General features: G+C 25.0%; 21 protein-coding genes. 3 read left to right on the forward strand and 18 right to left on the reverse strand.

The features are described from left to right. Window positions 1–45 precede the first annotated feature (45 nt). Window positions 46–573: a hypoxanthine phosphoribosyltransferase gene (gene hpt, locus ABDZ71_RS18740; RefSeq protein WP_343764260.1), complete on the forward strand. Its 528-nt coding sequence runs from the start codon at window positions 46–48 to the stop codon at window positions 571–573. A gap of 38 nt (window positions 574–611) precedes the next feature. Here the strand turns inward: hpt and yunB are convergent, their stop codons facing one another. Next, entirely contained in the window at window positions 612–1268 is a 657-nt protein-coding gene (gene yunB, locus ABDZ71_RS18745; RefSeq protein WP_343764582.1) for a sporulation protein YunB, read from the reverse strand. Window positions 1269–1469: 201 nt separating this feature from the next. Here yunB and ABDZ71_RS18750 point away from each other — a divergent pair, with 201 nt between their 5' ends. Next, window positions 1470–3968 (forward strand): transglycosylase domain-containing protein, encoded by a 2499-nt coding sequence (locus tag ABDZ71_RS18750; RefSeq protein WP_343764262.1) that lies wholly within the window; start codon window positions 1470–1472, stop codon window positions 3966–3968. 100 nt (window positions 3969–4068) lie between these two features. Here the strand turns inward: ABDZ71_RS18750 and spoVAE are convergent, their stop codons facing one another. From spoVAE to ABDZ71_RS18800, 10 genes are all read right to left on the reverse strand, one after another. Beyond that, the gene (spoVAE, locus tag ABDZ71_RS18755) at window positions 4069–4425 is read right to left on the reverse strand and encodes a stage V sporulation protein AE (protein ID WP_343764263.1); all 357 of its coding nucleotides are present in this window, start codon (window positions 4423–4425) and stop codon (window positions 4069–4071) included. 23 nt (window positions 4426–4448) lie between these two features. Further along, entirely contained in the window at window positions 4449–5456 is a 1008-nt protein-coding gene (spoVAD, locus tag ABDZ71_RS18760; protein WP_343764265.1) for a stage V sporulation protein AD, read from the reverse strand. 20 nt (window positions 5457–5476) lie between these two features. Further along, window positions 5477–5932 carry a stage V sporulation protein AC gene (gene spoVAC, locus ABDZ71_RS18765; RefSeq protein WP_343764266.1) on the reverse strand — a complete coding sequence of 152 codons (456 nt, stop codon included), beginning with the start codon at window positions 5930–5932 and terminating at the stop codon, window positions 5477–5479. 353 nt (window positions 5933–6285) lie between these two features. Beyond that, window positions 6286–7938: a DUF6056 family protein gene (locus ABDZ71_RS18770; RefSeq protein WP_343764268.1), complete on the reverse strand. Its 1653-nt coding sequence runs from the start codon at window positions 7936–7938 to the stop codon at window positions 6286–6288. A gap of 154 nt (window positions 7939–8092) precedes the next feature. Then, a complete protein-coding gene (locus ABDZ71_RS18775) occupies window positions 8093–8488 on the reverse strand; it encodes a GtrA family protein (protein WP_343764269.1) in 396 nt (131 codons plus the stop codon). Beyond that, entirely contained in the window at window positions 8485–9414 is a 930-nt protein-coding gene (locus tag ABDZ71_RS18780) for a glycosyltransferase family 2 protein (RefSeq protein WP_343764271.1), read from the reverse strand. Before ABDZ71_RS18780 ends, ABDZ71_RS18775 begins: the two co-directional genes overlap by 4 nt. 565 nt (window positions 9415–9979) lie before the next feature. Further along, entirely contained in the window at window positions 9980–10735 is a 756-nt protein-coding gene (gene sigF / locus ABDZ71_RS18785; protein WP_343764273.1) for an RNA polymerase sporulation sigma factor SigF, read from the reverse strand. A 17-nt stretch (window positions 10736–10752) separates the two neighbouring features. Then, window positions 10753–11172: an anti-sigma F factor gene (spoIIAB, locus tag ABDZ71_RS18790; RefSeq protein ID WP_343764274.1), complete on the reverse strand. Its 420-nt coding sequence runs from the start codon at window positions 11170–11172 to the stop codon at window positions 10753–10755. Between the two features lie 14 nt (window positions 11173–11186). Further along, window positions 11187–11522 carry an anti-sigma F factor antagonist gene (spoIIAA, locus tag ABDZ71_RS18795; RefSeq protein ID WP_343764276.1) on the reverse strand — a complete coding sequence of 112 codons (336 nt, stop codon included), beginning with the start codon at window positions 11520–11522 and terminating at the stop codon, window positions 11187–11189. A gap of 361 nt (window positions 11523–11883) precedes the next feature. After that, on the reverse strand, window positions 11884–13617 hold the full coding sequence (locus tag ABDZ71_RS18800; RefSeq protein ID WP_343764277.1) for an Eco57I restriction-modification methylase domain-containing protein: 1734 nt from the start codon (window positions 13615–13617) through the stop codon (window positions 11884–11886). A 74-nt stretch (window positions 13618–13691) separates the two neighbouring features. Here ABDZ71_RS18800 and pdaA point away from each other — a divergent pair, with 74 nt between their 5' ends. Continuing rightward, a complete protein-coding gene (gene pdaA, locus ABDZ71_RS18805; RefSeq protein ID WP_343764279.1) occupies window positions 13692–14573 on the forward strand; it encodes a delta-lactam-biosynthetic de-N-acetylase in 882 nt (293 codons plus the stop codon). Window positions 14574–14655: 82 nt separating this feature from the next. On the opposite strand, the gene ABDZ71_RS18810 is transcribed toward pdaA, so the two are convergent. From ABDZ71_RS18810 to ABDZ71_RS18840, 7 genes are all read right to left on the reverse strand, one after another. Continuing rightward, entirely contained in the window at window positions 14656–15219 is a 564-nt protein-coding gene (locus ABDZ71_RS18810) for a nitroreductase family protein (protein ID WP_343764280.1), read from the reverse strand. A 317-nt stretch (window positions 15220–15536) separates the two neighbouring features. Then, complete coding sequence (locus ABDZ71_RS18815; RefSeq protein ID WP_343764281.1) at window positions 15537–16244, reverse strand: WecB/TagA/CpsF family glycosyltransferase; 708 nt, start codon at window positions 16242–16244, stop codon at window positions 15537–15539. Between the two features lie 117 nt (window positions 16245–16361). Then, window positions 16362–17015 (reverse strand): sugar transferase, encoded by a 654-nt coding sequence (locus ABDZ71_RS18820; protein ID WP_343764283.1) that lies wholly within the window; start codon window positions 17013–17015, stop codon window positions 16362–16364. A gap of 66 nt (window positions 17016–17081) precedes the next feature. Further along, window positions 17082–18506, reverse strand: coding sequence for an oligosaccharide flippase family protein (locus ABDZ71_RS18825; RefSeq protein WP_343764284.1), 1425 nt, complete (start codon window positions 18504–18506; stop codon window positions 17082–17084). A gap of 114 nt (window positions 18507–18620) precedes the next feature. Continuing rightward, window positions 18621–20174, reverse strand: coding sequence for a murein biosynthesis integral membrane protein MurJ (gene murJ, locus ABDZ71_RS18830; protein WP_343764286.1), 1554 nt, complete (start codon window positions 20172–20174; stop codon window positions 18621–18623). Continuing rightward, window positions 20171–21289, reverse strand: a complete 1119-nt coding sequence (locus ABDZ71_RS18835) for a glycosyltransferase (protein WP_425544740.1) — start codon at window positions 21287–21289, stop codon at window positions 20171–20173. The genes murJ and ABDZ71_RS18835 overlap by 4 nt, the downstream gene beginning before the upstream one ends. Then, window positions 21261–22517: an O-antigen ligase family protein gene (locus ABDZ71_RS18840; protein ID WP_343764288.1), complete on the reverse strand. Its 1257-nt coding sequence runs from the start codon at window positions 22515–22517 to the stop codon at window positions 21261–21263. The genes ABDZ71_RS18835 and ABDZ71_RS18840 overlap by 29 nt, the downstream gene beginning before the upstream one ends. Window positions 22518–22580 lie beyond the last annotated feature (63 nt).

Consider the following 22580-nt stretch of genomic DNA (forward strand, 5'->3'; position numbering starts at 1 on the left):
TTATTGTAAATATACATAATAAAACATAAACGGTGGAGGATTATGATGGAAGATAAACAAAGAAACATATTAATCAGCAAAGAAGAAATTGAAGGAAAAATTGCAGAGATAGGTTCTAAAATTTCTAAAGATTACAAAAATAAAAACTTATATGTTTTATCTCTTTTAAGAGGAAGCTTTATTTATACTGCTGACTTAGTAAGACATATAGATGTTCCAACTAAAATAGGCTTTATGACAACTTCTAGTTATGGAAACTCTGAAAAATCATCTGGTAAAGTTAAAATAGTAAACGATATTCCTGATGATATTAAAGGTTTAGATGTTCTTATTGTTGATGACATAGTAGATACAGGAATAACTATGGATTTTGTTATTAATCATGTAAAATCACTAGGAGCTAATAGTGTAAAATGCTGTGTGCTTTTAGATAAACCTGAAAGAAGAAAAGTAGATTTAACTCCTGACTATTTTTGCTTTGAAATCCCAGATGTTTTCGTAGTAGGTTATGGATTAAACTACGGTGATTACTATAGAAATGTTCCTTATGTATTTAATTGGGAAAGTAAATAGTATAATGTAAAGCTAATTAGCTTTACATTATACTATTTTTATTTTCCAGCACTTTTCATTTTAAATCCAGCACTATCTAAATTCATATCTATTGCAGTTTCTGGTGTCTTACCAACTATTATAGTTTCACAAATTGGAACTTGATTTTTAACCTCTATGACATCTGTTTTAAATGGTATAATAACCTTAACATTAGTCTTTACTTGAACATATATTGTATGCCTTGTCTGATTTATTCCTGCACTCTCAAAATTAGATAAATATTTTGTTTCTATATATCCTATAGGTTCCATTCTAACTTTTACATTTGGGCCATAATATGCTATCAAATTATTTTTAAACATATATCCTAAAGGAAATTTGATGCCTATTTGTTGAAGTTTTTTAAGTTCTCTTTGAGCTTCCAATGATACATCACAAGCTATACTATTCATTTTTAAAGTATCTGCTCTAAGCAAAGTTATATTGCCCTGTTTATCTTTATCTATATTCATTATTTTATCATAATTAAATCTTTTAGAATATTCTGTTAAAACTGTTTTACTAATTATCTCTACTATCTTAGTTCTCATTTGTGAATCAGCTACTTCTACCATCGTAGGAGTTACTAACTTATCAAAAGTATATATAAATATGTTAAATATGGTCAAAATAATTATAAATATTATTATTAGTTTTACCTTTATATTTTTTATAATTTCCCTCTCCTTTTTATTTACATAAAGTAAATATTAATTCAATATACATTGTAATCATTTTAAATTAATATAAAAATATAAACTATTTAATGGGGTTATAAATCTTATATTAGTACCTAACTTATTCATAACTAATTCAATATATGTTATAATATTTTAAATTAGTATTTAAATATACCAAATTGAGGAGGACAATTAATGTCAACAAATAAACGCAAAAAGAAAAAGAAAAAAAACAAGCGTAAAAGTTTTAAAATAATATTTTATACCTTCTTGATGCTTTTTTTAATAGGATCTATATCAGCTGGAACAGTGGCTTATACTATGATAAAATCAGCACCTAAATTAGATGTTAACCAAATACTAACTTTAAATGAACCCTCTGTTTTATTTGATGATAAAGATAAAATGATGGATAAAGTAATAACTAGAGAACAACGTATTGTTGTATCAAGTGATAATATACCTCTAAATCTAAAACATGCTTTTGTAAGCATTGAAGATGAACGTTTTTATAAACATAAAGGTGTAGATCCTCTAAGAGTTTTAGGAGCGGCTTTTAGAAATGTTATAAATAAAATTAAAAGGAAACCTCAACTTCAAGGAGCTTCTACTATTACTCAACAGTTAATTAAAAATACGGTTCTTTCTTCTGAAATATCTATTAAAAGAAAAGTTCAAGAAATGTATCTAGCTTCAAAACTAGAAAAAGAATTATCTAAAGATAAAATACTAGAATCATATATGAATACTATATTTTTAGGAGGACGTGCTTTTGGTGTAGAAGCAGCTTCCAAACAATATTTTAACAAAAAAGCAAAAGATTTAACTTTAATAGAATGTGCCTATATAGCTGGTGTCCCTCAAAGTCCCTCTATATATTATGCATTTTCATCATCGTCTCAAAATAATCCTTCTACATATTTAAACAGAACTAAAACTGTTCTATCTAAAATGTTAGATAACGAATATATTAACCAAGCTGAATATTCTAATGCCATAAATGATTTAAATAATAATAAACTTCAATTTAAAAAGCCATCATCTACTACTAATAAATTAAATTATGAATGGTTTACAACACCTGCTGTTCAGCAAGTAAAAGAGGATTTGAAAAAACAATACAAATATGACGATAAACAAATACAAAATATGCTACTTAATGGCGGATTAAAAATATACACTACTATGGATAAGACACTTCAAGATAAAACACAAAAAATATTAAATACTGCTAGCTATCTAAATTCTTATAATGATAATAAAGGAATATTACAACCACAATCTGGCGTTGTAGTTATGGATTATAGAAACGGAGAAGTAAAAACTCTAATAGGAGGTAGAGGAAATCAACCTATTGGATCCTTTAATAGAGCAGCCTCTAAAAGCTATTTAAGAGCTGCTGGATCTAGTATAAAACCTTTGACTGTTTATTCTGCAGCAATTGACTCAAAAAAAGCTAATGCTGCTACTGTTATTGAAGATTCACCTATACCAACTTCTATAGGAAGTAAATATGGATCAAATGGAGCACCATATAATCCTAAAAATAGTCCTAACAAATATTCTGGATATGTAACTATAAGAAAAGGACTAAAACACTCAATAAATACAGTTGCTGTGAAACTAGAAGATAAAATAGGTCTAAGTACAGGAATAAACTATGCTAAAAAATTTAATATTCCTTTAGATAACCATGATACAACTAGTATGGCCGCTATAGCATTAGGTGAACTTCATAAAGGAACTAATCCTTTAATAATGGCTCAAGCTTATGGTACCTTTGGTAACAACGGTAAATATACCAATGCTAAACTCTATAGAAAAGTTGTTGATAGAACCGGTAAAGTTGTACTAGAAAATAAAACTGAAACAGAACAAATACTATCTCCTCAAGCAGCTTACATAACCTATGATATGATGAAGGGAACTGTAAGTGAAGGTGGAACTGGTCCTGCAGCTAATTTTGGAACTATGGAGATAGCTGGTAAAACAGGTACTTCAAGTTATGGAAAAGATTTATGGTTTTGTGGTTTAACACCTTATTACTCTGCTTCTGTTTGGATTGGAAATGATAATTATTCAAAACCAAATGGAGTATTCAGTAGTACTGCTGCTAGATTGTGGGGAGATATTATGAAACAATTTCATTCTGGACTTCCTTATAAAAAACTCTCTAAGCCTTCTGGAATTGTTACAGCTAATGTAGATTCTGTATCTGGAAAACTTCCTACTCCCTTATCTTTTAGAGATCCAAGAGGAAGCACAGTATACTCAGAATTATTTATAGATGGAACTGTTCCAACTACTTACGATGACATTCATGTTGAAGCTAGGATAAATAAACTTACTGGTAATTTAGCATCTAAGTTTACTCCTTCTTTCCTTGTTACTTCAAAAGTTTTTATAAGAAGAGATTATGATCCTGGAGTTAACTTAGAAGATTCACAGTATGTATTACCTGCAATGTATGATCCAGAAAATACTGAATCTCATAAAAATGAACCAAATTCTCAACCTAGGGCTAAACCTAAAGAAAATGGAGATAATAATAAAAACCCTAGTGATCCTCATAAAAAAGATGAAAATAAGACTGATGATAAAAATGATACTTTAGTTCCAACTGTACCAAATGGACCAAATAATTCTAATAATAATGATAATCTTAACACTCCTGGTAAAAATCAAGATGACTAAATAAATAATCTATAGACTGCCTTAGTTGTCTACAAATTAAACAAACCACCAAATATTTGGTGGTTTGTTTTTATAAAAATATTTCTTTTATTTCAAAATATTAATCTTTAGTTTTAGAATTAAATATAAGTGACATAATATATCCAAATATAATTGCTGCTGTCACTCCTCCAGCACTTCCTTTGGCTCCTCCAGTAAATGCACCTAAAAGACCTTTACTATTTACTTCTTTTATAGTTGCTTTAGCTAAACTATATCCAAATCCAGGCAAAGGAACCGTTGCACCAGCACCACCTATATCAACTAAATACCCATATATATTTAAGGCTCCTAATATTACACCTAAAGTTACAAAACTTACAAGTATTCTAGCTGGAGTCAATTTAGTCTTATCCATTAATATTTGTCCTACTACACAAATACTCCCGCCTACTAAAAAAGCTCTTATATAGTCCATCTAATCTTCCCTTCTAATCATATTTAATATTCTATAGAAACAGCATGAGCAATTCCTGGTATACTTTCTCCTTGCTGAGATGAAGTAGTACTCATCAAAGCCCCAGTAGATACCAATAGAACTCTTTTCAAAGTACCATTGAGCATATTTTTATATATGTATCCACAATCTACAACTGCAGAACATCCACATCCACTTCCACCAGATCCAGTTTCTTGTTTTTCATTATCATATATTATCTCTCCACAGTCTACATATATACCCTTCATATTATATCCATACTCTAATAAAAGTTTTTCAACTAATTCTCTTCCTACTTTCCCTAAATCCCCTGTAGCTATAAGGTCATAATCTTCTGGTTTTCTTCCTGTATCTTTAAAATGTTGGTATATAGTAGATACTGCCGCTGGAACCATAGAAGCTCCCATATTATTTGCATCTTTAATTCCATAATCCTTAACTTTACCTATAGTAACATGTGTTACATAGGGGAAATTTCCTTCTTTGCCTAATATCATAGCTCCTGATCCAGTTACTGTCCATTGGGCTGTTGGTGCTCTTTGTGATCCATATTCTAATGGGAATCTAAATTGTCTTTCTGCTGAGGAAAAATGTGATGAGGTTCCTACTATTATATATTTACCAAAATTACCATCCATAAGCATTGAACCTACGCTTAATGACTCTGTCATTGTAGAACATGCTCCATATAACCCTATGTACGGTATATCTATATTTCTAGCTGCAAAACTTGAAGAAATTGTCTGATTTAATAAATCTCCACAGCATAAAAAATCTATATCTTTTTCTGTAAGTTTAGCTTTTTTTATACATTCTGTTATAGTAGTATAAAGCATAGCACTTTCTGCTTTTTCGTAACTATCTTGATTAAACATATCATCTTTCATAATAACATCAAAATAATCTTTTAAAGGTCCTTCTCCTTCTTTAGGTCCTACTGTACTCATAGTAGCTATTATTCTAGGATTACTAGCTATTTTTACAGTCTGCTTTCCTATCCTTTTGTTCAAAACGCATTCCTCCTATTCTTTTATAATTTAGTCATAACAAAATATATTAACCCTAGTATTACTGAAGAACTTATACCATATACTAAAACCGGACCTGCTATAACAAACATTTTAGCTCCTACACCAAAAATATATCCTTCTTTTTTAAATTCCATAGCTGGAGATACTATAGAATTAGCAAAGCCTGTTATTGGCACTACAGTACCTGCTCCTGCAAATTTAGCTATTCTATCATATATACCTAATCCTGTTAAAAGTGCTCCTATAAAAATCATAATAATTGGAACCCAAATTGCTACATCTTCCTTTGAAACTCCTAATGTTAGTAAATAATTATTAATAAATTGCCCTACATCACATATAAGACCTCCAACTATAAAAGCATTTATACAATGTTTTAATAGATTAGGTTTAGGTTCTACTTTAGATGATAATTTTTCAAATCTTTTCTTAAGTTTTTTCTCATTTAAGCTCATACTCTCACATCCTCATAATAATAATAGTAATTTTAGTTTATACAAATTATATTTTTTTAAACATAAAATGAATAATATAATATTATATTTGATAAAAAACTATATAAAACTAATATCTGAAAAATTATGAATAGTTGATTTATTTTATAAATATATTTAAGTATAAATAACCTAAAGTCTTTTTACTAATAACTTCAATAATTTAGTTTTTAATATACAATATATAACGCTTATGAAAGATAAAACCTTTTATAGGCTTTTCATTTAAACTACCCTTTGTAATAAATTTATTGCAAACTATAATATATAAAATAAAAGTTACTATGTTAACTAAGGAACATAGTAACTTTTATTTAATTAATATATTTGATTAATGTATTCTTATCTATTCTATAACATTGTTTCATAAATGAAGGAATATCATTCCAATTTCCAACATTATATCCATAAATGGTTGAAGGTACTCTTTTTAAAAGCAATATGCTTTTATCCTTTTTATGTTGATACTCGTAGATAGCATTCATATTAAACACTTGATTATAGGAAGCTAGTTTATATCCATCATAATTCAAACTAAATACGCTTATTCCTACAACAAAAAACATAATAATTGAACTTACTACAATAAACTTGTTTATAAAAACTGAAAGTAATTGTTTAAATATTCCATATACAATTATAAAACAAAATGATATTAATATTATATAAAAATTGCCGGTAGCTAAAGATAACACTATTAAATTTAATAAAATAAAAATTTTATTTTTATAAAATTTAACAAAAGTATAGGTGACATATATCATTAAAAGTAGTATAGATGGAAATATAATTTTATAACTACTTGCAAATCTAGAATCAACTACAATAAGCATTAACTGAGCTCCAATAGCATTAATAACAGAAAAAATAATAAATGGCTCTTTATCTTTTACTAATATCAATGTTGATACATATATAATATTAATTAAATATATCAATGTAAAAGCAATAAAACTAATACTCAAAATTAATTTAGTAGTACTTTCTATTGAAAAGATACTCACCTCATATTTTTTATATAAAACACAATATAAATATCCTATAACAGCTATTGATGATATACATATATTCCATTTATTAAACTTATTTATACTATTATTTTTATAATAATAATAAATCCAAAATATACTACATATACATATTACCAAAACATATCTAGATATTGGTATATTAAAAATATTCGTTTTTATTATTGAATTAATTGCGTTACTTATATCCATTCCTTTTCCTGCACTTTTTTCAAGAAATATTCTTTTAATAGAACCATAGCTTACAAACATGTACCCTATAAAAACAAAAATATGGTATATTGTAAATTTAATTTTAGTATTAATGTTCTTAATAATTTTAAAATATATGTAAATCATCACAGTGAATCCTATAGCAATCATTCCTGCTTGTTGAGTTGATGATCCTGCTATAAAAGCTATAAATATAAGCCACCATTTTATTTTATAATTATCTGTACAATTTTGATATTCCTTATATAAGAGATATCCATATAACATAGAAACTACAGTTGGATATAAATAATTTAGTGAACATGCTGCATAATATATAGTAGTATTAGCTATCTGTATTGGTAATATAATAAAAAACATAGTTCCTACCATTGTAGCTACAATAAATTTATTACTATCTTTTGAATTAGTACATATTCTAGCTATTACTACTACACTCAACACAATAACAATAGGATTTATTATTCTATAGATATATATATTATTTTTCAAAAGTATCATTAAAAGAACATGCACCCATACTCTTCCATTTACATTTAACTCCTTCATCATAAATTCTGGTAAATATTTTAATCCTAATGCCGAATCTCTACAATAATAAATATCATCAGCATAGATAAATATATACCTATGTATAACTATCATTAATATTAAAAAAAACATTAAAATACTATATTTTTTATATTTATTCCATATATAACTAAAAAAAGATACTATATTTTTCATTTTGTTCTCCCATCCTTATAAATTCATATTATATATTAAAATAATGTATTACTAAATGTTATAATCATTTTAAATAACTATTCAAACATTAACACTAATACTCATTATTAAAGTAAAATCTAATTGATAATTAAATTGATTAAAAATATGAAACTTATTTATTCTTTTCTTTTAATATATATCTCATAAGAAAAAAAGTTACTGGTATTGCCATTAAAGAGGCTAAAAAAGCTGCATACTCTTTTTTTATATAAAAAAACTCTATTAATACAGATACCCCTACACTTTGTATTATAAAATTAGGAAAACAAGAAATTGGGAATACTATAAATTTTTTTAGTGTTGGCTTAGTTCTAAATGTAAAATGACAGTTTAAGAAAAAAGATATACAAGTACTTATAATAAAAGCTATAGTATTAGCTAATATATATGGAATTATATTTACTAAAGGTATATATACAATATTGTGAGTTATTGTATTTATAACTCCTATAATTACAAATCTAGTAAACTCTAAATTCACAATTTTATTTATTAATTTTTTTATCATAGTTTTTTATCCTTTATAAAATATTTTGGTCTATTTTTACATTCTAAATATGTTTTAGATAAATATTCTCCTATTATTCCTATAGCCAATAATTGAATTCCTCCTAATACAAGAATTAAACTAACTATAGTAGGAAATCCTGAAATATCTGCACCATATAATAATGTTTTAATTATTAAGTAAATTAAATATACAAAAGCACCTAAAGATGTTATACTTCCAAAAACTGTAGCAAGTTTTAATGGGGCAGTTGTAAAAGATACCATTCCTTCTATAGCATATTTAAAAAGCCCCATAAAACTCCATGATGTTGTACCTGCTGCTCTTTCTACATTTTCTAACTCTACATAAATTGTATCATACCCTATCCAATTAAAAATTCCTTTCGAAAACCTATTGTATTCACTAAGTTTTAATATAGAATTTACAACTTGTCTAGTCATTATTCTGAAATCTTGGCTACCTGGAACCATTTTCACATCACTTACACTGTTTATCAATTTATAAAATAAGTTAGCAAAAAACGATCTTATTTTAGATTCACCTTTTCTGGAAATCCTTCTAGTAGTTACCATGTCGCATTTTTTATCTATCATAATATTATACATTTCTAAAACTTTAGAAGGAGGATGTTGTAAGTCTGCATCCATTAAAACAACATAATCTCCTCTACAATTATCTAAACCTGCAAGTATTGCTGATTCTTTTCCAAAATTTCTTGAAAAACTAATATGCTTTATTTCACAATCTTTTAATTCTAATTTTTTTATAACTTCTAAGGTTTTATCTCTAGATCCATCATTTACAAATATTATTTCCTTATTTATATCTGTTATTTTATGTAAAATTTTAATGATTTCTTCATAAAACAAATTTAAGACTTCCTCTTCATTGTAACAAGGAACTACAATAGAAAGTAACTTCATTTTATGACCTCCTTTTTTCTTATAGTGCATAAATAACTTTTATCATTGGCTACAATATATTTTGTATAAAATCATAAATATCACTTTTAATATCTATTAACAAAATATATTTTCATGTAATGAGTCTTTAATTTTTTCATATATTTTTAATGATTTTCTAAAAATAAATATAATCAAACAATATAAGTAATTTTATCTATACATGATGTTATTCTTTAATATTATACAAAAAATACTATTTTATTTAAAAAAATATATTAAATTACTTAAAATTACTTTGATTATATTATTTAGTTATAATCAATATATAAAATATTTAATTTCCTATATATATATTTAATACCATTTGTAATTATATCATAAAATATTTTTATTTATAATATATGATTATCATCTTTAAATAAAGAAATTGATATATACTTCTTATATGAACTTCTATAAATTTAAAAGCATATTTAGATTCATTATATTACTAATATTTTTATACATTTTAAAATATATTCTAAGATTTAAATTTTTACTATGCTTACAAAAAAACAAAAGAGCACTAATCAAAATTAGCGCTCTAACCTGTAAGACTTGATTTCATAGCTTTTAATACTTTTTTTTCTATTCTTGAAACTTGGACTTGACTTATACCAAGTTTTTTAGCTACTTCTACTTGAGTTCTGTCTTTAAAATATCTTAGTATTATTATCTGTCTTGATTTAACATCCAAGTCTTTTAATGCTTCTTTTAATGCAATATTATCTATCATTTTACTATCCGCTTCTTTATCTTTGCTTATTTTATCTATAAGTAATACTGGTGCTCCATCATCTTTATGTATAGTATCATATAGATACTGAGGAGATGTTGAAGATTCTGTAGCCATCAATATTTCATCCACACTAAAACCTGAGAATTCTGATAGTTCTTCAATGGTAGGTTCTCTACTTAACTTTTTTGCAAGATTTTCTTTATCATAATGAAGTTTTTTTGCTGTAGTCTTTATACTCCTACTTACTTTTATTATTCCGTCATCTCTTATAAACCTTTTGATTTCTCCCATAATCATTGGAACAGCATAAGTAGAAAATTTTACTTTATATTTAAATTCGAAATTATTGATAGCCTTTACAAGTCCCATACATCCTATTTGGAATATATCATCATATTCATATCCTCTATTTAGAAACTTTTTGCTTATGGCTGAAACTAATGGCATATTATATTCAACCAATTTATCTAAGGCTGATTTATCACCGTTTCTAGCTTGTTTTATAAGATTTAAATTTTCTTCAAAGTTCCTACTATTTTTTGTAGGTCTCTCACTATTCATATTTCTCACCTAACTTACTATTCAAATACTTTCTTCATTATTATTTTAGTGCCCTTTTCTTTTTGTGACTGTACTTCAACCTTGTCCATAAATGTCTCCATAACTGTAAATCCCATTCCTGATCTTTCTAAATCTGGTCTAGATGTATATAAAGGTTGCATTGCTAGTTCTATATTTTCAATTCCTTTACCATCATCATATATTACTATAGTAACTTCTTTATCTTTAATCATAGCCTCTATAGTAACTAGTCCCTCTTTTTCATCATAACCATGTATAATAGAATTAGTAACAGCTTCTGAAACAGCAGTTTTAACATCTGTTATCTGTTCTATTGTAGGATCTAGTTGGGATACAAATGCTGCTACAGAAACTCTTGCAAAACTTTCATTTTGTGATTTACTTAAAAACTGTATTTTCATTTTATTTTCATACATACTATATACCCCCACTATAAATTACTAACTGCTTCGTCTACACTGTCATAAAGTTTAATTATTTTAAACATTCCAGAAAGTTCAAAAACTCTTTTTACTGCTTGTTGAACATTAGTTATACAAACAGCTCCTTCTCTAGTAGATAATTTCTTATATCTTCCTATAACTACACCTATACCTGAACTATCCATAAATGTAACTTTAGAAAAGTCCAATATTAATTTATTTATCTTTTCTCTGTCTAACCTATCGTCAATTAAATTTCTTACTTCCTGAGAAGTATGATGATCTAACTCTCCAGATATTTTTGCTATAAGCTTGTCAGATTGTTTATCAAAATTTAAATACATTTTTTTCTCCCCCCTAAACACGTAAATATTAAACTAAGTTTCATAGATACTACTTCTATTAATTGGTATTATTTCCCTTTATTTTTCTATAAATATTCTTACTATTATTATTTACACTAGAAAACTTAATTATTCATTATTTATAAAAGAAAGAAATTATAATACAAGTGGTAACATCCTTTATTTTTGTATTTATAAATATTAAATTTATATAAGGCACATTAAAATAAATAACTAATAAGTAAAAGGTATTCTTTGCAAACTCTTTTTACTTAGAATGCACTAATAATAAAATCTAAACAATTTTATTTTAAAAATGCAAATCTAATTTTTTAGTTGTTATTTATTTTAATATGCCTATTTAAATACATTGTTCTATTATTTTTATTTCTTCACTGGTAATTCCAAAATAATTATATATATCTTTATCTTTATTGAATTTTTCTCCTAAGGGAATCATTAATCTCATTACAGTATTAGGATAATATTCATATAAATCCATTCCTAATTTTTTACCAAAACATTTAAAATAAAAATTGTATAATTTACTATTTAGTATTTTTGATAAATCAATATAGGAAATTATACTTTCATCTTTTATAGTTATAGAATATATATCTGCACTAAAATATAAATTTTCCTCATCTATATAAAATTTGTTAGTGGAAGCTTTATAGGGAAATACTATTTTATTTTCATCAAATATAATATTGTTTCTTCCCCACTGAAGCTCATACCATTTCCTTAATCCCCTTACACATTCCCTTCTTTTTAATAATTTATTTTTGTATTTACTTAAATGTTTAATAATATTAGGATATATTTTTTCATCTTTTATTAAATTTGAATATATTATAAATATATTATTTTTACGAATGCATTTTCCTTTTATGTAGCTACTTTTTATCCATGGTTTTATAATTTCTGTTTCTAAACTTTTTGTCTTTATAGTTTCATCTGACACAATAAACGCTTTATCACAACCTGTAATTATTCCTTGGTGACTTATACATAAATCTTCTAAAGTATTACTACATTTAGATTTTATTTTTTTTATTATATTTTTGCTACACTCATCTATAAGAATCCAACCTTCGTCCTGAAGCTCTTTTTCATTAATACTAAACCTATTGCAATTATTATATGAATTAAAAAACAATTTATTTTTTGTTTTTACATTATCTTTAGGCTTAATTACCTCCAAAGTACTTTTTTTTAATCCTTTACCTCTTAAAAATATAATCGTAGGATCTATTCCAACTCCTTTAAAAGGCCTTATGCCATAAAAATCTATTATTTTATATACATAGGAATCATTATGAAGCCTATTTCTTAAAACTTTGCCACTAATACTTTCTAAAAAATATCTAGAAGTTATAAATGTTATCTTTCCTTTATCCTTCAAATTATTTATTGCCTTTATAAAAAAACAATAAGAAATATCACTTTTACCCTTATATATATTTCCATATTCTTCTTTTAAAATTTTAAAATATTGTTTATTTACAGATTTATGACCTACATAAGGAGGATTTCCTATGTATATATCAAACTTTTCAAATAAATCTTCTGTCAAAAAATCTTTTCTTAAAAAATTTTTTGTTTTCACTTCTCCACTTATTAAAAACAAATCTATAACAAGAACTTTTATTGCAATTTCATCAATATCATATCCATATAAATTATTATATATAATATGTTTATTTATATCTTTTTTCTTTAATTTGATTTTATTTTTTTTATTTATATCATTCAAATTATCTTCGAATATCTTTTTTAAATAGAAAAAACAAGGTAATATAATATTTCCACAACCACAAGCTGGATCTAAAATTTTTATGAAAGGATTATTAATAATATCTTCTATAGAAATAGTATTTTTCACAATATAGTAAGATATATCTTTAGGTGTATATATTACTCCTTTTTCTTTATTTCCCTTTATATTATTATAATAAAATTTATATATATTATCATTTTTGGGAATAGAAAATTTTACTTTAAACATATTAATATTTTCATATTTGTAAATACTATCAGTAGATGATGTTATAAGTTTATATATTTCATCAATACTTTTTATAAAATCTTTCATATTGTAATTCTCCTAAGCATCATGATTTTAATTATATAAAAAGTATATCATAATAAATTGGTAGGTGATAAAATTTGAAAAAGAAATTATTATGTATTTTAATGTCTATGTCATGTTTATTTTGTTCTTGCAATACAATGACATCTTCATCAAATAAAATTAATGAATCTTCAAAAACAAATAAAACCATTGAAAAGAATACTTCAAAACCATCAAACAGTTCTAATATAAATAAAAGTGATTGTAATTTATCAACTAAAGAAGAAAACTGGTTTTTTAAACCAAGTAAAGATAATAAACCTGCTACAATACCTGAAGATATGTCGACTTTAATTGATAAATATTCAGGATATTTCTTGGGAAATACGTCTAAAAAACACTTATATTTAACTTTTGATGAAGGATATGAAAATGGCTATACAGGGAAAATACTAGACACACTAAAAGCTAATAACATAAAAGCTGCTTTCTTTGTAACTGCTCCTTATATAAAAGATAATAAAGATTTAATAAAAAGAATGGAAAAAGAAGGTCACTTAGTTTGTAATCATTCTGATCATCATCCTTCTATGGCTTCTGCAGCATTAAAAGGTAAGGAACATTTCAAAAAAGAATTTACAGTAGTAGAAAATTTATACAAAGAAACTACAGGAAAAGATATTCCTAAGTTCTTTAGACCACCAATGGGTAAGTATAGTGAAATGTCCTTAGCTTATACTAAAGAATTAGGATATAAAAGTATATTCTGGAGTTTTGCTTACCATGATTGGGATAGAAATAAACAACCATCAATTGAAGAAGGTAAGGAAAAAATATTAGGTAGAATTCATAATGGAAGTATAATATTACTTCATGCTGTTTCTAAAACTAATACTGAAATCTTAGATGATGTAATAAAAGATTTGAAAAATCAAAAATATGAATTCAAAACTTTAAATGAATTACCTGAAAAATAAATATCCACCAGCTAAGCTGGTGTTTTTCTAAAACAAACAAAAAAAACTAAAGCTCTATGGAATTTATCCATAGAGCTTTAATTTAATGAATATTTTTATCTATATTCTCGGTATATGCCTTTTCCCAAGTATTTAAAAATACATAATCTCTAACATCTTTCTTAGGATGGGATTCTTTTGTCTCATTAATTTCTCCAATAGGTGTCATACCAACTACTCTATATTTTTTAGGTATAGATAAAATGTCTCTAATTTCATCTTCGTCAAAAGCACCTATCCAACATGTTCCATACCCTTCTGCTGTTGCAGCTAATATCAAATGTTCCATAGCTATTGCACTATCAACTAAATAATATTCTCTTTCGTCTACATTTCCTGATAAAGATGGATCTGCTACAACTACTGCAGTTATTGGAGCTTCTTTAATTGAATTAGAAGCTTCCTCTGTCTTATTTAAAATAGTATTTGCTAATCTTTCTCTTTCATTTTTATCTTCTACTATTATAAATTTGTATGAACTTTTATTTTTCCATGAAGGTGATTTCATTGCTGCATCTATAATTCTAGCCATTTTATCTTTTGAAATGCTATTATCTTTAAATTTTCTTATACTTTTTCTTTCCTTTATAACATCATAAAATTGCATAATACACACTCCTTTTCTTTATTATTATGTGTGTATTATATTTGTAATATTCAAGTTTGTATTTAAAATTAATTTAAGTATTATATAAAGGAAACTCAGATTCAATTCTTCATCTGAGTAAGTGATTCACACCAAATTACAAATTTGGGTTCTCTACTTAAAGGAAACTCAGATTCAATTCTTCATCTGAGTAAGTGATTCACACTAAATTATAAATTTAGGTTCTCTACTTAAAGGAAACTCAGATTCAATTCTTCATCTGAGTAAGTGATTCACTCCAAATTACAAATTTGGGTTCTCTACTTAAAATTCAAATCTTATTTATGTAATAAAACTTTTAATAAAAACTTAGGAATAGCTATTAATCTTTTTATCCTATATGGCTCTTTTGCTACTCTATAAAGCCATTCTAGATTCATTTTAATCATCCATTTAGGAGCTCTTTTAACCTTATCTGCAAATACATCAAAACTTCCTCCTACACCCATGAATATTTTACAAGGTAATTCTTCCATGTAATTGCTTATAAAAACTTCTTGCCTTGGACATCCCATTGCTACAAACAATGCAAATGGTTCTGATTTTTTTATATCATTTATTATATTTTCACAATTATCCATATCAAAAAAGCCATTATGTTTACCTGAAATATTTAATTTAGGAAATTTTTTAATTAAATTATCTATACATTTATCTAATACATCTTCAGTTGTCCCTAATAAATAAACTTTTTTATTCTCTTTATTACACATTTTTAAAATATCATCCATTACTTCAATACCTGCAATTTTTTCTTTCACAGGATTTTTGACTATCTTTGATGCTAAAACTACACCTACTCCATCAGGTATTATTATAGAATATTTGCTTACAAAATTATCAAAAAGTTTCTTATTGTAAAGACCATTATAAAGAACTTCTGGATTACCTGATACTATATTTATTTTATTGTATTTCTTTATATAATTAAAAAATTCTTTCTTAGTTCCGTTAAATATATTATAATCCAATATCTTTGTATTCATACTTCACCTCTATTATAAAATAAAATGCACAATATATATTAAATCATAGCAATTACTAAAATATTTGTAAACAACTATAATTAATATACTGTGCACATACAATCATCTAATATTATATTAAAAAGCACCTTCACTTTTAAATACTGAAAAAACAGTTTTGAATAATATCTTTATATCTAACCATATAGAGAATTTTTTTATATATTTCAAATCATAAGATACAGTTTTCCCAAGCTCTATTTCTCCACGTCCACTTACTTGAGCAAGTCCTGTTATTCCTGGCAATACCAACAATCTTTGTGCATATTCAGGAGGATAAAATTCAACTACATCTCGTATCTCTGGTCTCGGTCCAACTAAACTCATATCACCTTTTAAAACATTAAATAACTGCGGTATCTCATCTAAACTGGTTTTTCTTAAAAATTTTCCTACTTTAGTTACTCTGTTATCACTTCTACTTTGAAATACAAAATTCGATATATCTTTAGCATCTAATTCTAATTTCTTTTTTTTATCAGCATTTACAACCATAGTTCTAAATTTATAGATAACAAAATCTTTATTATCTTTTCCTACTCTTACTTGTTTAAATAACGCTGGTCCTTTAGAATCTATTTTTATAGATATCAAAAGTATCAAATATAATGGAGATAAAACTATTATTCCTATTAGGGACAATATTATATCAAAAAATCTCTTTAATGCAAATTGAATTTTTTTATGTTGTAAGTCTTTTTCTTCATCTATTAAGGGCATATGTACTTCCATATTTAACCTCCTGTAATGTTATACGTATCTATTAATTATTATTTACTTATTTTAAAAAATTAAATACTAATTACATAAATTATCATTTTTTCTCTTAAAAAACATCTTACCATAATTAAAAATATCAAATATTTGTCTTCTATTTATAAATATAATGACAAAAGATATAATTAAATTAACAAGAACATTATTATACATAACATCTACACTCGCTAATAATACCATAAAAATAGTATTAAGTATATAGAATTTAATTTCAAATTTAAACCATAACTTTCGAGATATTAATGTTCTCATCCAAAAAAACACTACATAACAAATTCCAGTAGCAATTGATGCACCTAGTGCTCCATATTTAGGAACTAATGAATAATTTAAAATATAATTTACTACAGCCGCTACTACTGAAACTAATATATTGTACCCTGTTTTTCTTGAAAAAGATATTCCTAAAGTAGTAGCTTCCGATACTGTATACATTATAGGTAAAAATAATAAAAAAGGTACTATTACTGATGCTGATACATAATCTGGAGACATGATTTTTATAATTAAGTTTCTGAATAAAACTATACCTATAAACATAAAACTCATAAAACACATTACTATTTTACTTACTTTTTCGTACCTACTATTCTCAGCACCTTCTTCATACCATCTAAATGCTGTTGGAGACCAAAATGTACAAAACGCTTGCTGTATTATATTAAGAACTGTAACAATCTTAAAAGCTGCTGAATATAACCCTATTTCGTTAAAAGTAGACCATTGTCTCATTGCAATCTTATCCATAGAATTTAAAAACCAAACTATTACACTTGCTGGGATTAATGGAAAACCATATCTAAATATTTTATTTAACAAAGCATAATCTAACTTAAATTTATTTAACCAATATTCTTTGGTAAAATAAAATTCTATAAGAACTGTCATTATCAATGATATAAAAGTAGCAGTAACTATTCCTTTAAAACTTTTGTCTATATAAAGTAAATAAGGTATTAAAACAATCATATTTAATAATTTATTCATTATATTCATTAAAGAATAAATTCTAGCTTTTTCTTGCATTCTTAACAATAATAAATTAAACCTGTCTATTACTGTAAAAGGTAATGCTATTGCCAACATAACAATAATATATCTTTGCTTACTTTCAAATAAACTAATTGATATTTTTTCATAAAATATTATGTATAAAATCCCTACTACTATTGAAAAAATAAAAGGCACAATTAATGAATTTAAAAATAATTTTTTCTTATCTTCTTCAATATTAAATTCCCTTACAAAAGCCTGATCTAATCCTAAATATATAAATAGCGTACTAATGCTAAGTAACATGGTATACATTGAAGATTTACCTAATTCCTCTGGTACTACAAAATATGTCGTTACTGGCACTATAATAAATCCTAAAACTGCCGAAAATATAGGTCCCATAGAAAATGCTATAAATCTTTTTATAAAATCTTTAGGTGTATCACTCATTAGTTTTTTCCTCCTGCACTAAACTTAAATTGTAAAATCCTTAACTAAAATCATATCTCTATTTATTTAATTAATTATTACAATTGTATAATATTAATGTAAATTATGTAATAATCATTTATTTTTCACTTTTTTTAGTATAAGACTATAAATATAATCAACTTCTTTTATCTTAAATAAGTATGTACTTATAAAGTATACTCCTCCACCAACTAAAATAGATAAAACAACTGAAATAACACTTCCTTTAACATTTGTTCCTAAAGTTTTTAAACACATATTATTTATAATGAATACTATTATTCCCATTATACTTGATGAAATAGTAATCTTTATAAAAGAAACAAACATTTTTTTTATATTAATACCTTCTAACTTTTTATTTAAATCAATAAGCATTAATATAGTAATAACAACAGAAGAAATACTAGTAGCAAATGCAAGTCCACTAACTCCCATATATTTTATAATAAATATATTTATTATTATATTAATTCCTATACCTAGAAAGCTATTAACCATTGGCGTTTTAGTATCTTTTATAGAATAAAAAGCTTTATTTAATATATCTCTTACACTATATGCTATCATAGATGGAGTATATAAAAGTAATGTTTGTGCAGTTAAGTTAGCTGCATTTTGTGTAAATGCTCCTCTTTTAAATAATATATTTATAAGTGGCTCTCTAAGAAGAGCTATTCCAAATGCTGCTGGTATCATAATTATAAGAATTACATTTATAGATGTACCAAGTGCCCCTTTATATTCTTCTTTATTCTTTTTAAGTGCTAATTCAGATAATGTTGGATAAACTATCATAGCTATTCCTATAGCAAACACCTCATAAGCTAAAGTATTTATTTTATTAGCAAAATCTAAAACCGTAACAGCACCAAACTGTATGTTTGTAGCAAATGATCTATTTACAAAAGTATTAAGTTGAATAACTGATGTACTTATTATAACCGGTATCATCAGTTTAAACATTTTTATCATTTTACTATCTTTAAAATCAACATATCCACTATATTTATATCCTAACTTTTTATATTTAGGAACATTTATAATAAACTGAGTAAAAAATGCTACTACAGTAGCTACTGCAAATCCCATTATTCCATACTTATTGGTTAAAAATAATAAATATATAATATAAACTATATTAGATACCATAGCCATTGCTGCTGGTTCATAAAATTGTTTATGAGATTGAAGTACTCCAGTGATAACACTTTGTATACTTACAAAAACTAAAGATAAAAGCATTATTCTAGTAACTTTTATTGATGTAGCAAATACTACAGGATCTTTTTCAAATCCATGCCCAAAAATGTACATTATATATTTAGCAAAAATAATCATAAATATAGTTATAATAATAGTTCCTATTGCAGATATATTTAAAACATTATTAACAAACTTATTAGATTTATTTTTATCATTATTTTGTATATTTTCAGTATGTATAGGTATAAAAGTTGTTGTTAATCCATAACTTACTGTAGTTAAAAGATAAACCATTCCTAAAGCGAAGTTATATATGTCAGTAACATATGTAGCTCCAAATTTTGCAGCTATTAAAGAATCTCTTAATAAAGCAAACACTTTTCCTAAAATTATTAATATCATTATAAAAACAGAACTTTTTATAAATGTTTTTTGTTTCATTTCGTTCCTCCAAAATTAACTATACTATTATAACAATGATAATAAGCTTTACAAAATTTATCTATAGAATATTTATTACATACATCATAGTATAGTTTATTTCCTAATACATCTAATTTCTTTTTAGTTAAATAGCACTTTTTCATTTTATTATATATATCTTCACAAGATTTTGGATCTATTAAAAAACCATTTTCACCATTAACAATTTCTTCTATATCTCCTACTTTTGATGCTATAACTGGTATTTTTTTCAATGCACTTTCTAGTATTACTAAAGGCGGAGAACCACCTTCACTAAAAGAAGTTAAAATACTTACATTAGAAAAACTCAAATAATCTAATATATTAGTTTTAAATCCTGCAAATATAACTTTTTTGTCTATGCCTAAAGTTTTAACTTGATTTTCTATATTTTCTTTTTCTTCTCCATCTCCAAGTAACAATAATTTTATATTATCATATTCTTTAGCCAAATTGTTAAAAGCTTTTATTAACAATTTATGATTTTTTATTGGATGCATTCTTGCTATCATTATATAAACAAAATCATTAGATTTTATTTTCAATTCATCTTTTAAATCATCTATTCTTTTCCTAGAAATTTCATTATTTTTATTAATATCAATTCCATTATTAACAACAAATTTATTTCCACTAAATCTATCTTTTATTAATAAATCTTTTATATAATTAGACACACATATATAATTATTAAAGCTTTTTACTCCAGATACACTCAATGGAGTAAATAAGTAGTATTTTACTTTATTATTTAAAAAATCTCGTCTGTAATCACTATGTATAGTAGCAACAGTAGGGACTGTAAGTTTTCTTTTTAAAAACTTGTGTAACAAAAAAGCTTTTGCGCCATGAAAATTTACTATATCTATTTTATTTTTTATTACATATTTTTCAATAGATTTATTAAGTATATCTTTGCTATTAAACAATTCAGTGTTTATATTTAACTTTTTAGCATTTATATATAAAGGCCCTTCACCAATACATCCAATTATACTTTTGAAATACTTTTTAGAATAATGACATAAATTTAAAACATGATTTGCACCGCCACCATTATCATTACCTGTTATAATATGTAGTACCCTTATTTAAATCACCACTTTCTCTATACATAGATGCTTCAAAAACAGCTATTAGTATCCAAAAGAATGCTATTACTTTTGGTGCTGAAAAAAAATTATCAATTAAATTCATAAATATAAATGATATTAAAGAAGCAAAAAAGCCTTTATAAAATACTTTATAAAAATTATTTGTAGTACTACTTATATATTTTCTTAATCTTAAAATTACAGAAACAATTATTCCAATGAAAGCAATACTACCTATTATTCCAATCTCAGACTGTATTTTTAATAATATATTATGTGGATGAAATTTATCTGAAGGATAATATTCTATTTTTTTTGTCATCTTTAACTTATATTTATCATATAGGACTCTATAATTACCCATACCTACGCCTTTTATTGGGTGATCTTTAATCATAAATAAAGCTATATCCCATAATTTTATTCTTGATAAATTTTGACTTTTATCTAATATTTCTAAAATTCTACTATGTATTTGTGGTATAAAAAAGCCTATACACCCTGCTCCCATTAAATATATCATTATTTTCCTACTATATATAAGTGATAAAACTATACATCCTATTACTAATCCTAACCAGGCATTTCGTGAATAAGAAAATATTATATTACTTAATACTATAATAAACAATCCAATAAACATGATTTTCTTTTTTTTATTTTTTTCATTTAACATTATCATTGTAATAGGAAATATAGCTATAACCATATACATTCCTAAATTATTAGAATTTTCCAAAGTTGAAAATATTCTATCTCTACCAAATTGTACGAATCCTATTCCTAATATATATTCTAATAACCCTATTAAGGCTATAATACTGGTTACAAATAAATATACTGCTATAATATTATTAGTTATTTTCCTTGAATTAAGTTCATATTTTATTATGAAAAATATCACAAAATAACTAGAAAATCGTATTGCCTCGCTTACTGCAATTTTTTTATCTACTGAATAAAATATAGATATACACATAATAATCATGAAAATGATCATAAAGATACTTAGATAATTACTAAAAAAATCTACTACCCCATTTTTAAATCTTTTTCTACATTCTTTGATGAAAATAATAGATATAAAATAGGTTACTAGTATAAATAGAAAAATAATATCACCATTTATAGGAATACCTTTAAATGAATATTTACTTGGTAATAATGGTAATATAAGTATATATAAATATAAAAAAAAGCTAGTAATTAAACTTCTCTTAATCATACTAAATTTCTCCTTTCTTTTACTTAATTATATAAAAATAATTCTTTACAACGGAAATCACAA

This window comes from Clostridium oceanicum (genome assembly GCF_039521385.1).
In the GTDB taxonomy this organism is placed as follows: Bacteria; Bacillota; Clostridia; order Clostridiales; family Clostridiaceae; genus Clostridium_F; species Clostridium_F oceanicum.

What these genes read in the sequence shown, in the direction of transcription:
- hpt (WP_343764260.1), top strand. Translation starts at nt 46, where the DNA reads ATGGAAGATAAACAAAGAAACATATTAATCAGCAAAGAAGAAATTGAA.
- ABDZ71_RS18750 (WP_343764262.1), top strand. Translation starts at nt 1,470, where the DNA reads ATGTCAACAAATAAACGCAAAAAGAAAAAGAAAAAAAACAAGCGTAAA.
- spoVAE (WP_343764263.1), bottom strand. Translation starts at nt 4,425, where the DNA reads ATGGACTATATAAGAGCTTTTTTAGTAGGCGGGAGTATTTGTGTAGTA.
- spoVAC (WP_343764266.1), bottom strand. Translation starts at nt 5,932, where the DNA reads ATGAGCTTAAATGAGAAAAAACTTAAGAAAAGATTTGAAAAATTATCA.
- ABDZ71_RS18770 (WP_343764268.1), bottom strand. Translation starts at nt 7,938, where the DNA reads ATGAAAAATATAGTATCTTTTTTTAGTTATATATGGAATAAATATAAA.
- ABDZ71_RS18775 (WP_343764269.1), bottom strand. Translation starts at nt 8,488, where the DNA reads ATGATAAAAAAATTAATAAATAAAATTGTGAATTTAGAGTTTACTAGA.
- ABDZ71_RS18780 (WP_343764271.1), bottom strand. Translation starts at nt 9,414, where the DNA reads ATGAAGTTACTTTCTATTGTAGTTCCTTGTTACAATGAAGAGGAAGTC.
- sigF (WP_343764273.1), bottom strand. Translation starts at nt 10,735, where the DNA reads ATGAATAGTGAGAGACCTACAAAAAATAGTAGGAACTTTGAAGAAAAT.
- spoIIAB (WP_343764274.1), bottom strand. Translation starts at nt 11,172, where the DNA reads ATGTATGAAAATAAAATGAAAATACAGTTTTTAAGTAAATCACAAAAT.
- spoIIAA (WP_343764276.1), bottom strand. Translation starts at nt 11,522, where the DNA reads ATGTATTTAAATTTTGATAAACAATCTGACAAGCTTATAGCAAAAATA.
- ABDZ71_RS18800 (WP_343764277.1), bottom strand. Translation starts at nt 13,617, where the DNA reads ATGAAAGATTTTATAAAAAGTATTGATGAAATATATAAACTTATAACA.
- ABDZ71_RS18810 (WP_343764280.1), bottom strand. Translation starts at nt 15,219, where the DNA reads ATGCAATTTTATGATGTTATAAAGGAAAGAAAAAGTATAAGAAAATTT.
- ABDZ71_RS18815 (WP_343764281.1), bottom strand. Translation starts at nt 16,244, where the DNA reads ATGAATACAAAGATATTGGATTATAATATATTTAACGGAACTAAGAAA.
- ABDZ71_RS18820 (WP_343764283.1), bottom strand. Translation starts at nt 17,015, where the DNA reads ATGGAAGTACATATGCCCTTAATAGATGAAGAAAAAGACTTACAACAT.
- ABDZ71_RS18825 (WP_343764284.1), bottom strand. Translation starts at nt 18,506, where the DNA reads ATGAGTGATACACCTAAAGATTTTATAAAAAGATTTATAGCATTTTCT.
- murJ (WP_343764286.1), bottom strand. Translation starts at nt 20,174, where the DNA reads ATGAAACAAAAAACATTTATAAAAAGTTCTGTTTTTATAATGATATTA.
- ABDZ71_RS18840 (WP_343764288.1), bottom strand. Translation starts at nt 22,517, where the DNA reads ATGATTAAGAGAAGTTTAATTACTAGCTTTTTTTTATATTTATATATA.